We start from the raw sequence: 11,992 nt of genomic DNA, 5'->3' as shown, positions 1-11,992 counted from the left end.
TCACGTCTATCAGATATATGCAGTTTGTGAACGTCAGGGCGCAGAGATCCCCGGGCCGCATGCCCGTTTATTTCTGGCGACATTCTTTATGGATTGCCGGGCGCATTGCGCTTACCCGGCTTACAGAACAAAAAGATTAAAACGTGGTGGGCGTATGGGCGCTGATAATTCGGCAAATACCTGCCGACGTATTACTGAAACTGTGCGGGATGCCGGTATTAATGGCATAACTTTGCCCCGCGACGAGGTGGTAATCCTGACCATTAATCGTCAGAACAATTTCACCTTCCAGTACAGTGCCTATTTCCTCACCCTGATGCTTAATTCTTTCCCCAGTGGTTGTGCCCGGCTGGTAAGTTTCAAAGATCATCGCCAGCGTGCGATTCGGGTTACCGTTATGAACCAGCTTCATTGACACACCCTGACTGCCCATCTCAATTAAGTCGTCCTGATTAATGACGACCTGCGGCTCATCAGGTTTTTCCGGCTCGGAAAAGAATTCCGAGAGTGACAGACCATACACCTTCAGCAGCTTTTGCAGCGTACTGATGGCAGGGCTGACTTTATCTTGTTCTATCGTACTGATAGCACTGTGAGTCAGCCCGGAGAGTTCGGCGGCACGACGTTGTGAAAGCCCCTGCTGCTGGCGGATTTCCGACAAGCGTTTTCCTGGCGCCAGTCCCTCATCACTCATATTTGCATTTCCTTAAACTGTAGTGGTCAGAGTCGCTGTTTTTCAGCGATATGGTGCTGACAAGCGGTGATAAAGCCCTCGAACAATATACGCGAAAGCGCGTACTCGCTACTGTTCCATTCCGGGTGCCACTGTACGCCCAGCGCAAAAGGATGATTGATGACGCTAACCGCCTCAACTAAGCCATCCGGCGAGCGAGCTTCAACACGCAACCGTGGGCTAACGACCTTCGCCCCTTGTCCATGCAGAGAGTTTACCCAAAAGTTGCTACATTCAGGTAACAACGCAGACAGTAATCCCCCCTCTTCAACCAAAACTTCATGCGACGGCGCATATTGCTGCTCCACCGGCAGTTCGGGATCTTCCCGATGTTCCAGCAATTCAGGCTGTTCGCACAGCTTGCGATGCAACGAACCACCGGTTGCCACCACCAGTTCCTGTAAACCCCGGCAGATGGCGAAAATGGGGATGCGCCTTTCGAGTGCGGCATTAATTAACGCCATGCTCAGAAGATCACGCCCGGGATCGGCGTCAGGCTCATCGCCGTTTTCACCATATAGGTGCGGCTGCACATTGCTGGGACTACCAGGAAGATAAATACCATCGAGTTTCGGCAAAAGTTGTTCAAGTAACGACGGTTCCGCCAGCGCATGTGGTAGCGCAATTGGCAAGCCGCCTGCGTGGATGATGGCATTCAGGTACTTTTCTTGCAGAGTCTGGGTCGCATGACCCTTAAGCCTGTTCCTGCACATTACGACACCGATAACCGGATTGTTCATTATATTTTCCATGCTCAATCTCACAAAGTGGACTAAATTATCGCCATTACTGCGCTTTAAATGACCTTTATGTTCAATATTTTTTCAATCTAGCAGTGGGTTTTCATTTTTGCAAACTCAATTTAACATTTGACAAACATTTAGTTTGCATACAGATTCGAATAGTGGTCATTATATTTTACGCTTTGATAACGAGCGGAAAACAAACCAAAGGCGAAGAATCATGGAAACCAATATCGTTGAAGTAGAGAACTTTGTTCAGCAGTCAGAAGAGAGGCGGGGTAGCGCCTTTACGCAGGAAGTGAAACGCTACCTGGAGCGCTACCCGAATACACAATATGTTGATGTTTTACTTACCGATTTAAATGGTTGCTTCCGTGGAAAGCGTATTCCTGTTTCAAGCCTGAAGAAGCTCGAGAAAGGGTGTTATTTCCCGGCCTCGGTATTTGCAATGGATATTCTGGGCAACGTAGTAGAAGAAGCAGGTCTGGGTCAGGAAATGGGCGAGCCGGATCGTACCTGTGTTCCTGTTCTCGGTTCCTTAACTCCTTCTGCCGCCGATCCAGAGTTTATCGGTCAGATGCTTCTGACCATGGTCGATGAAGATGGCGCTCCCTTTGACGTTGAGCCGCGGAACGTTCTTAACCGCCTGTGGCAGCAGCTGCGCCAGCGCGGATTGTTCCCTGTCGTAGCGGTAGAGCTGGAGTTCTATTTACTGGATCGCCAGCGCGACGCTGAAGGGTATCTGCAACCGCCCTGCGCGCCCGGCACCGATGACCGCAATACACAAAGCCAGGTTTACTCCGTTGATAACCTCAACCACTTCGCCGACGTGCTCAATGATATTGATGAGCTGGCGCAGTTACAGCTGATTCCGGCAGATGGCGCGGTCGCCGAGGCCTCGCCAGGTCAGTTTGAAATCAATCTTTACCATACCGATAACGTGCTGGAAGCTTGCGATGATGCGCTGGCACTAAAACGCCTGGTGCGTCTGATGGCAGAAAAGCATAAGATGCACGCCACTTTTATGGCGAAGCCGTATGAAGAGCACGCGGGCAGCGGGATGCATATCCATATCAGTATGCAAAATAATCGTGGCGAGAACGTGCTTTCTGACGCGGAAGGCGAAGATTCGCCGCTGCTGAAAAAGATGCTCGCCGGGATGATTGACCTGATGCCGTCATCAATGGCGTTGCTGGCACCAAACGTGAACTCGTATCGCCGCTTCCAGCCGGGAATGTATGTGCCGACGCAGGCGTCGTGGGGCCATAACAACCGCACCGTTGCCCTGCGTATTCCCTGCGGCGATCGCCATAATCACCGCGTGGAATATCGCGTGGCGGGTGCCGATGCCAACCCGTATCTGGTGATGGCGGCGATTTTTGCCGGTATTTTGCATGGCCTTGATAACGAACTGCCATTACAGGAAGAAGTCGAAGGTAACGGGCTGGAACAGGAAGGCTTACCCTTCCCGATTCGCCAGAGCGATGCCCTGGGTGAGTTTATCGAGAATGATCACCTGCGCCGCTATTTAGGCGAACGGTTTTGCCATGTCTATCACGCCTGTAAAAATGATGAGCTGTTGCAGTTTGAGCGCCTCATCACAGAAACAGAAATTGAGTGGATGTTGAAAAACGCGTAATACCCCTTGCGGGGTTGTTTCATCGGCCTGAGCGGAGCCAGGCCTGACATTTGCTGGTAATCCAGACATTTTCCGGATGTCGCGTTATGGAGCGCAGGCGGCAACGGGCTTCCGTTAACGATTAAGACTGTGACGAGGAAATGAGATGATGCCGATGATTAAATCCCCGCATGGCGAGGGAGGCTGCGTATGCGCCCCTCCTGCGACTGACTGGACTCCGCCCCCTTTGCTTCCCTTGCTAAACAGGTTTGATTTCAGGTCGACACGACCGCAAACCTTATTACGCAGGGGAGGCAGCAACTATGGCTATTAATTCACCACTGACTATTGCTGCGCAATCTGGCAAAACCCGTCTGCGAAAATCACTGAAATTGTGGCAGGTGGTGATGATGGGTCTGGCCTATCTCACGCCGATGACCGTATTTGATACTTTTGGTATTGTCTCCGGCATTAGCGACGGTCACGTTCCGGCGTCCTATTTGCTGGCGCTGGCGGGCGTGCTGTTTACCGCTATCAGCTACGGCAAACTGGTTCGCCAGTTTCCGGAGGCCGGTTCGGCCTATACCTACGCGCAAAAGTCGATTAACCCGCACGTCGGATTTATGGTCGGCTGGTCATCACTGCTGGATTATCTCTTTTTGCCAATGATCAACGTTTTGTTGGCGAAAATCTATCTCTCCGCCCTCTTCCCGGAAGTGCCGCCGTGGGTGTGGGTGGTAACCTTCGTCGCCATTTTAACCGCCGCGAATCTGAAGAGCGTCAACCTGGTCGCTAACTTCAATACCCTGTTTGTACTGGTGCAAATCTCCATCATGGTGGTGTTTATCTTCCTGGTGGTTCAGGGACTGCATAAAGGAGAAGGCGTTGGCACCGTCTGGTCACTTCAGCCGTTTATCAGCGAGAACGCGCACCTGATCCCGATTATTACCGGGGCGACGATTGTCTGTTTCTCCTTCCTCGGTTTCGATGCGGTGACCACGCTTTCGGAAGAGACGCCGGACGCCGCACGCGTGATCCCGAAAGCCATCTTCCTGACGGCGGTATACGGCGGCGTTATCTTTATCGCTGCGTCGTTCTTTATGCAGCTGTTCTTTCCCGATATCAGCCGCTTTAAAGACCCGGACGCCGCACTGCCTGAAATTGCGCTGTACGTCGGCGGCAAGCTCTTCCAGTCGATTTTCCTCTGCACCACGTTTGTGAACACGTTAGCGTCTGGCCTGGCGTCGCACGCCAGCGTGTCGCGTCTGCTGTATGTGATGGGGCGTGACAATGTGTTTCCGGAGCGCGTGTTTGGCTATGTGCACCCAAAATGGCGGACTCCGGCACTGAACGTCATTATGGTCGGGATTGTTGCGCTGTCGGCGCTGTTCTTTGATTTAGTCACCGCGACAGCATTGATTAACTTCGGTGCTCTGGTGGCGTTTACCTTCGTTAACCTGTCGGTGTTTAATCATTTCTGGCGGCGTAAAGGAATGAATAAAAGCTGGAAGGATCACTTTCACTATTTGCTGATGCCGCTGGTTGGCGCGCTGACGGTGGGTGTGCTGTGGGTTAACCTCGAGTCAACGTCACTGACACTCGGTCTGGTATGGGCTTCGTTAGGCGGCGCATATTTGTGGTATCTGATCCGCCGCTATCGCAAAGTGCCGTTGTATGATGGTGACAGAACGCCGGTGAGCGAAACGTAATAGTCGGATGCGCGGCGCATTATCCTGCCTGAGGGTAATGCGCCGCGCCATTAACTATAAAAAGATGTATGACCCGGATCACGAGTGCTATCATCCGCCCTTATGCTTAGCGCATTAACCCCAGGGGCAAATAATGAACCACGATATCCCGCTAAAATATTTTGATATTGCCGATGAGTACGCGACCGAATGCGCAGAGCCTGTCGCCGACGCTGAACGCACACCGCTGGCCCACTACTTCCAGTTACTGCTCACCCGTTTGATGAACAATGAAGAGATCAGCGAAGAAGCCCAACATGAAATGGCTGCTGAAGCGGGGATTAATCCCGTACGCATTGATGAGATCGCAGAGTTTTTGAATCAATGGGGTAATGAGTAATTATTTCATTGCAGACGCTCGGTCAGTATCGTTGCCCGGATAAAGCGTTCACGCCGCATCCGGCTAAAAATGACACGCACTGCAGCGTGCTTTAATGGGTTTCTCACGATCGTACCGCTCTGCTCCTCGCTAAGTTGTTCTGTGAGTTATAGTTATAGAGAAATCACGGGTACGAATGTTGAACAGATGGCGACGTCACCTGTTCAACGACCAACCACACGGCCCTCATTACGACCCCTGAACACAAACGGTAATGGCAAATGTCATTAAATATTAGTAAGATAGCCTCTTTACATAAAATCCCTTAATATTATGCGCCAGGTATTATCGTCTCTTTTGGTGATTGCTGGACTTGTGAGTGGTCAGGCAATCGCCGCGCCTGAATCCCCCCCGCATGCAGATATCCGCGACAGCGGTTTTGTCTATTGCGTCAGCGGGCAAGTCAACACCTTTAACCCATCCAAAGCGAGCAGTGGGTTAATTGTCGATACCCTTGCCGCCCAGTTTTATGATCGACTGCTGGATGTCGATCCCTATACCTATCGCCTGATGCCGGAACTTGCCGAAAGCTGGGAAGTTCTCGATAACGGCGCGACCTATCGCTTCCACCTGCGTCGCGATGTTCCGTTTCAAAAAACCGACTGGTTTACTCCCACTCGTAAAATGAATGCCGACGATGTGGTGTTTACCTTCCAGCGAATTTTTGACCGCAACAACCCGTGGCATAACGTCAACGGCAGCAACTTCCCCTACTTCGACAGCCTGCAATTTGCCGATAACGTGAAAAGCGTCCGCAAACTGGATAATCATACGGTTGAGTTCCGACTCGCCCAGCCGGATGCTTCTTTTTTGTGGCACCTGGCGACCCATTATGCATCGGTCATGTCGGCAGAATATGCCCGGAAGTTAGAGAAAGAAGATCGTCAGGAACAACTCGACCGTCAGCCGGTCGGCACTGGACCGTATCAGTTGTCGGAATACCGCGCCGGGCAATTTATTCGCCTACAACGTCATGATGACTTCTGGCGCGGCAAACCGTTAATGCCGCAGGTGGTGGTGGATTTAGGCTCCGGCGGTACCGGACGTCTGTCGAAACTCCTGACCGGAGAGTGCGACGTTCTGGCCTGGCCTGCTGCCAGTCAGCTATCCATTTTGCGTGACGACCCACGCTTGCGTTTAACGCTGCGTCCAGGGATGAATGTCGCCTATCTGGCATTTAACACCGCTAAACCGCCGCTAAATAATCCCGCTGTCCGCCATGCGCTGGCACTGGCGATCAATAACCAGCGTCTGATGCAATCCATCTATTATGGTACGGCTGAAACGGCGGCCTCTATTTTACCGCGAGCCTCGTGGGCCTATGACAACGAGGCTAAAATTACTGAATACAATCCGGCAAAATCGCGCGAACAGTTGAAGGCGTTGGGGCTGGAAAACTTAACGCTGAAACTGTGGGTGCCCACACGTTCGCAGGCGTGGAACCCCAGTCCACTGAAAACCGCCGAACTGATTCAGGCGGATATGGCACAGGTTGGCGTAAAAGTGGTGATTGTGCCGGTAGAAGGTCGTTTTCAGGAGGCGCGGTTGATGGATATGAGCCATGACCTGACGTTATCCGGTTGGGCGACGGACAGTAACGACCCGGACAGTTTCTTCCGTCCGTTACTGAGCTGCGCGGCAATTCATTCGCAGACCAACCTCGCCCACTGGTGCGATCCGAAATTCGACAGCGTATTGCGTAAGGCGCTCTCCTCGCAGCAACTGGCGGCGCGCATCGAAGCCTATGACGAAGCGCAGAGTATTCTGGCGCAGGAATTGCCCATTTTGCCGCTGGCGTCGTCATTGCGTTTGCAGGCCTATCGGTACGATATCAAAGGTCTGGTACTTAGCCCGTTTGGTAACGCCTCCTTTGCTGGGGTGTATCGCGAGAAACAGGATGAGGTGAAAAAACCATGATTATCTTCACCTTACGCCGCATTTTGTTATTGATTGTCACCTTGTTCCTGCTGACCTTCGTTGGCTTCAGCTTGAGCTATTTCACTCCACACGCGCCGTTACAAGGCGCGTCACTGTGGAATGCCTGGGTGTTCTGGTTTAATGGCCTGATCCACTGGGATTTTGGTGTTTCCAGCATTAACGGTCAACCGATTGCCGAACAGTTAAAAGAGGTCTTCCCGGCGACGATGGAACTGTGCATCCTCGCCTTCGGTTTTGCGCTGATTGTTGGCATCCCCGTGGGGATGATTGCCGGGATTACGCGCCATAAGTGGCAGGATAACTTGATCAACGCCATCGCCTTACTGGGCTTTTCAATCCCGGTGTTCTGGCTGGCGCTTCTGTTGACGCTGTTTTGTTCACTCACGCTAGGTTGGTTGCCCGTTTCAGGGCGTTTCGATCTGCTCTACGAAGTGAAACCGATTACCGGTTTTGCGTTGATTGATGCCTGGCTTTCGGACTCACCATGGCGGGATGAAATGGTCATGAGCGCAATCCGCCATATGATATTGCCCGTGATCACCCTGTCGGTTGCGCCAACAACTGAAGTGATCCGACTGATGCGTATCAGCACTATCGAAGTGTATGACCAGAACTATGTTAAAGCAGCGGCGACCCGCGGTTTGTCGCGCTTTACTATTTTGCGTCGCCACGTTCTGCATAACGCGTTACCTCCGGTTATTCCTCGCCTGGGCTTACAGTTTTCTACCATGCTGACGCTGGCGATGATCACCGAAATGGTTTTTAGCTGGCCGGGTTTAGGCCGCTGGTTAATTAACGCCATCCGCCAGCAGGATTACGCAGCCATTTCCGCCGGAGTGATGGTGTGTGGTTCACTGGTCATTATTGTTAACGTGATTTCTGATATTTTGGGTGCCATGGCTAACCCTCTGAAACATAAGGAATGGTATGCCTTACGATAGCGTATACAGCGAAAAGCGCCCGCCGGGCACGCTGCGTACCGCCTGGCGCAAATTTTATAGTGACGCCTCTGCGATGGTCGGCCTGTACGGCTGCGCGGGGCTGGCTGTACTGTGTATTTTTGGCGGCTGGTTTGCGCCTTACGGCATCGATCAGCAATTTCTCGGTTATCAATTATTGCCGCCGTCATGGTCGCGCTATGGCGAAGTTTCTTTCTTCCTTGGGACTGACGACCTCGGACGCGATGTTTTAAGCCGTTTACTGAGCGGAGCTGCGCCAACCGTAGGCGGCGCATTTGTGGTGACGCTTGCCGCGACGATCTGCGGCCTGATACTGGGCACCTTCGCCGGGGCGACGCACGGCCTACGCTCAGCGGTGCTTAACCATATTCTGGATACCTTACTGGCGATCCCTTCCCTGCTGCTGGCAATTATCGTTGTAGCGTTTGCCGGACCGAGTTTGTCTCACGCCATGTTTGCCGTCTGGCTGGCGCTACTGCCGCGTATGGTACGTTCGATTTACAGCATGGTGCATGACGAACTGGAAAAAGAGTACGTCATCGCCGCCCGTCTGGATGGCGCATCAACGCTGAATATTCTCTGGTTTGCTGTGATGCCAAACATCACCGCCGGGCTGGTCACCGAGATCACCCGCGCACTGTCGATGGCAATTCTCGATATCGCCGCGCTGGGCTTTCTCGATCTCGGCGCGCAACTCCCCTCGCCTGAATGGGGAGCGATGCTCGGTGATGCGCTGGAACTGATTTATGTCGCCCCGTGGACTGTCATGCTGCCAGGTGCGGCAATTATGATTAGCGTGCTGTTGATTAACCTCCTTGGCGACGGTGTCCGTCGTGCAATTATTGCGGGGGTGGAATAATGCCATTACTCGATATTCGTAACCTGACCATTGAATTTAAAACCGGTGATGAGTGGGTTAAAGCCGTCGACCGCGTAAGTATGACCTTAACCGAAGGTGAAATCCGCGGTCTTGTTGGTGAATCCGGTTCCGGCAAAAGTTTGATTGCGAAAGCGATTTGTGGGGTGAATAAAGATAACTGGCGTGTTACTGCTGACCGTATGCGTTTTGATGATATCGATTTGCTGCGTCTCTCCGCACGCGAACGGCGCAAGCTGGTTGGTCACAACGTGTCGATGATTTTCCAGGAACCGCAGTCGTGTCTTGACCCTTCAGAACGTGTGGGTCGCCAGTTGATGCAAAACATCCCAGCCTGGACCTATAAAGGCCGTTGGTGGCAGCGTTTTGGCTGGCGCAAACGCCGTGCCATTGAACTGCTGCACCGCGTGGGGATTAAAGATCACAAAGATGCGATGCGCAGTTTTCCCTATGAGTTGACCGAAGGTGAATGTCAGAAAGTGATGATAGCCATTGCACTGGCGAATCAACCGCGTCTGCTGATTGCTGACGAACCGACAAACTCAATGGAGCCAACAACCCAGGCGCAAATCTTTCGCCTGCTGACGCGTCTCAACCAAAACAGCAATACCACTATTTTGCTTATCAGCCATGACTTACAAATGCTTAGCCAATGGGCGGATAAAATTAACGTGCTTTACTGCGGTCAAACGGTGGAAACCGCGCCAAGTAAGGAGTTGGTGACAATGCCACATCATCCTTATACCCAGGCGCTGATCCGCGCGATACCAGACTTCGGCAGCGCGATGCCGCATAAAAGTCGCCTCAATACGCTGCCCGGCGCTATCCCACTGCTGGAACAGTTACCGATTGGGTGTCGTCTGGGGCCGCGTTGCCCGTATGCACAACGAGAATGCATTGTGACGCCACGTTTGACGGGGGCGAAAAATCATCTCTATGCCTGTCATTTCCCGCTGAACATGGAGAAAGAGTGAGATGATCGAAACGTTGCTTGAAGTGCGTAATTTAAGTAAAACGTTCCGCTACCGGACCGGCTGGTTTCGTCGTCAGACCGTAGAAGCGGTAAAACCCTTGAGCTTTACGCTACGTGAAGGCCAGACACTGGCGATCATTGGCGAGAATGGTTCTGGTAAATCCACGCTGGCAAAAATGCTGGCGGGAATGATAGAACCTACCAGCGGCGAGTTATTGATTGATGATCATCCGCTGCATTTTGGCGATTATTCCTTCCGCAGTCAGCGTATTCGCATGATTTTTCAGGATCCTTCGACCTCGTTGAATCCCCGTCAACGTATCTCGCAAATTCTGGATTTTCCACTGCGTCTGAACACCGATCTGGAACCTGAACAGCGTCGCAAACAGATTATTGAAACGATGCGTATGGTTGGGCTGCTACCGGATCACGTCAGTTACTATCCGCATATGTTGGCACCCGGGCAAAAACAGCGTCTGGGGCTGGCGCGCGCGCTGATATTGCGCCCAAAAGTCATTATTGCCGATGAAGCCCTCGCCTCACTGGATATGTCGATGCGTTCGCAGTTGATTAATCTGATGCTTGAGTTACAGGAAAAACAGGGCATTTCGTATATTTATGTTACCCAGCATATCGGAATGATGAAGCACATTAGCGACCAGGTGCTGGTGATGCATCAGGGCGAGGTTGTCGAGCGAGGCAGCACCGCCGATGTGCTGGCATCGCCGCTGCATGAACTCACCAAACGGCTGATCGCCGGTCATTTTGGCGAGGCATTGACGGCAGATGCGTGGCGTAAGGACCGTTAGTGTTTTGCGCCTCATCCTGACAGGGGCCCCCCTCAGGATGAGGTGTTCATTACTTTTGATTGTCGATTCTGGTGAGAGCAACCAGCAATGCCAGCGTATAACACACCGTAATTGCCAGACTCATTTTTAACAGTGTTTCTCCGCCAATTCCCGACAATGGCGCGGCTATACCGCCGAAGACAAACATGCTCATCCCCATCAACGCAGACGCCGTTCCAGATTCCTGCGTCCCTACTGCACTCATAGCCTCTGCCCCGCCAACAGTGCCGATGCCGCTACAAAATGCGATGGTGAAAAATAATGCCACCAGTGCCGGAATGGGCAATTGTATCCATGCGCATAAGACCGTGAGCATTGCACACAAAATTGCCGCTATCAGGCCACCTCGCAACAATGTCATCGCGTTAATCCGTCGCGCCAGGCGCGAGAAGATCCATGAAGCAATGATAAGTCCGATGCCGTTAAGGCCAAACACCAGGCTAAATTGCATTGGACTAAAGCCAAATTCCTTCTGCAACACGAACGACGAAGAGCCGATATATGCAAACAAACCGGCCAGCATAAAACTTTGAATCAGGCAAAAGCGCATAAAACGGCGGTTCTGCACCACGCTTCGTCCGGTTAATAGCAATGATGAGCCCCTTTTATTTTCTGGCAAGGTCTCATTAATAAATAACAGGCAGCCCAGCAACAGTACGGTGCTAATTTCAGCCATTACCCAGAATAAAGTGCGCCAGTCAAAAGTGCTGACAATGTACCCGCCCAGCACTGGCGACAACACCGGTGCCAGGCCATTCACCGTCATTAACAGCGCAAAAAACTGGGTCAACGTTACTCCCTGATATTTGTCACGAGCAATAGAACGAGAGAGCACCGAACCACCCGCCCCCGCGATCCCTTGAATAAAACGCCAGACCACCAGCCAGTAAATATTGTTCGTTGTCGCGCACAAAATGGAAGAAACAATAAACAATAGCAACGACAAGATTAACGGACGTTTACGCCCTAATTTGTCGCTCAGAGGGCCAAATAACAGTTGTCCGACGCCAAGACCGATCAGCGATGCGGTCAGGGTTAATTGCGTTATGGTCGTGGTTGCCGCCAGTTGCTCAGACATCTCCGGCAAAGCCGGCAAATAAAGATCGGTACACATCGGGCCGATACCGGCTAAAAGACCAAGAATCAATGCCCATGAAAGAGAGACTCTAGCCATAT

At 52.1% G+C, this 11,992-nt stretch carries 12 protein-coding genes; 9 read left to right on the top strand and 3 right to left on the bottom strand.

Annotation, left to right across the window (positions count from 1 at the left end):
• Window positions 1-136: 136 nt before the first annotated feature.
• Together puuR and puuD are read right to left on the bottom strand one after the other, a co-directional pair.
• A complete protein-coding gene (puuR, locus tag ACJHXB_RS15560; RefSeq protein WP_001278727.1) occupies window positions 137-694 on the bottom strand; it encodes an HTH-type transcriptional regulator PuuR in 558 nt (185 codons plus the stop codon).
• A gap of 26 nt (window positions 695-720) precedes the next feature.
• Window positions 721-1,485 carry a gamma-glutamyl-gamma-aminobutyrate hydrolase gene (gene puuD, locus ACJHXB_RS15555; protein ID WP_001308626.1) on the bottom strand — a complete coding sequence of 255 codons (765 nt, stop codon included), beginning with the start codon at window positions 1,483-1,485 and terminating at the stop codon, window positions 721-723.
• A gap of 211 nt (window positions 1,486-1,696) precedes the next feature.
• On the opposite strand from puuD, the gene puuA reads away from it, so the two are divergent.
• The 9 genes from puuA to sapF all read left to right on the top strand — a co-directional run bounded on the left by puuA (window position 1,697) and on the right by sapF (window position 10,777).
• A complete protein-coding gene (gene puuA, locus ACJHXB_RS15550) occupies window positions 1,697-3,115 on the top strand; it encodes a glutamate-putrescine ligase (RefSeq protein WP_001296746.1) in 1,419 nt (472 codons plus the stop codon).
• Window positions 3,116-3,263: 148 nt separating this feature from the next.
• Window positions 3,264-3,428 (top strand): protein YmjE, encoded by a 165-nt coding sequence (locus ACJHXB_RS15545; protein WP_120795382.1) that lies wholly within the window; start codon window positions 3,264-3,266, stop codon window positions 3,426-3,428.
• Complete coding sequence (puuP, locus tag ACJHXB_RS15540) at window positions 3,418-4,803, top strand: putrescine/proton symporter PuuP (protein ID WP_001309476.1); 1,386 nt, start codon at window positions 3,418-3,420, stop codon at window positions 4,801-4,803. The genes ACJHXB_RS15545 and puuP overlap by 11 nt, the downstream gene beginning before the upstream one ends.
• A gap of 133 nt (window positions 4,804-4,936) precedes the next feature.
• Window positions 4,937-5,182, top strand: coding sequence for a YmjA family protein (locus ACJHXB_RS15535; protein WP_001015099.1), 246 nt, complete (start codon window positions 4,937-4,939; stop codon window positions 5,180-5,182).
• A 312-nt stretch (window positions 5,183-5,494) separates the two neighbouring features.
• Window positions 5,495-7,138, top strand: coding sequence for an ABC transporter substrate-binding protein SapA (gene sapA, locus ACJHXB_RS15530; RefSeq protein WP_001250213.1), 1,644 nt, complete (start codon window positions 5,495-5,497; stop codon window positions 7,136-7,138).
• Window positions 7,135-8,100 (top strand): putrescine export ABC transporter permease SapB, encoded by a 966-nt coding sequence (sapB, locus tag ACJHXB_RS15525; RefSeq protein WP_000583281.1) that lies wholly within the window; start codon window positions 7,135-7,137, stop codon window positions 8,098-8,100. The genes sapA and sapB overlap by 4 nt, the downstream gene beginning before the upstream one ends.
• On the top strand, window positions 8,087-8,977 hold the full coding sequence (sapC, locus tag ACJHXB_RS15520) for a putrescine export ABC transporter permease SapC (protein ID WP_001146160.1): 891 nt from the start codon (window positions 8,087-8,089) through the stop codon (window positions 8,975-8,977). Before sapB ends, sapC begins: the two co-directional genes overlap by 14 nt.
• Window positions 8,977-9,969 carry a peptide ABC transporter ATP-binding protein SapD gene (gene sapD / locus ACJHXB_RS15515; RefSeq protein WP_001128858.1) on the top strand — a complete coding sequence of 331 codons (993 nt, stop codon included), beginning with the start codon at window positions 8,977-8,979 and terminating at the stop codon, window positions 9,967-9,969. The genes sapC and sapD overlap by 1 nt, the downstream gene beginning before the upstream one ends.
• Before the next feature lies 1 nt (window position 9,970).
• Window positions 9,971-10,777, top strand: coding sequence for a peptide ABC transporter ATP-binding protein SapF (gene sapF / locus ACJHXB_RS15510; protein WP_000573407.1), 807 nt, complete (start codon window positions 9,971-9,973; stop codon window positions 10,775-10,777).
• A 49-nt stretch (window positions 10,778-10,826) separates the two neighbouring features.
• Here the strand turns inward: sapF and ACJHXB_RS15505 are convergent, their stop codons facing one another.
• Window positions 10,827-11,990: a multidrug effflux MFS transporter gene (locus ACJHXB_RS15505; RefSeq protein WP_000135024.1), complete on the bottom strand. Its 1,164-nt coding sequence runs from the start codon at window positions 11,988-11,990 to the stop codon at window positions 10,827-10,829.
• Between the last annotated feature and the right edge of the window lie 2 nt (window positions 11,991-11,992).

It is taken from the genome of Escherichia sp. WS3227_2, from assembly GCF_046486495.1.
GTDB classification, from domain to species: Bacteria; Pseudomonadota; Gammaproteobacteria; order Enterobacterales; family Enterobacteriaceae; genus Escherichia; species Escherichia coli.
The sequence above is the reverse complement of the archived record's forward strand: the minus strand, read 5'-3'. Positions and strand labels throughout refer to the sequence as shown.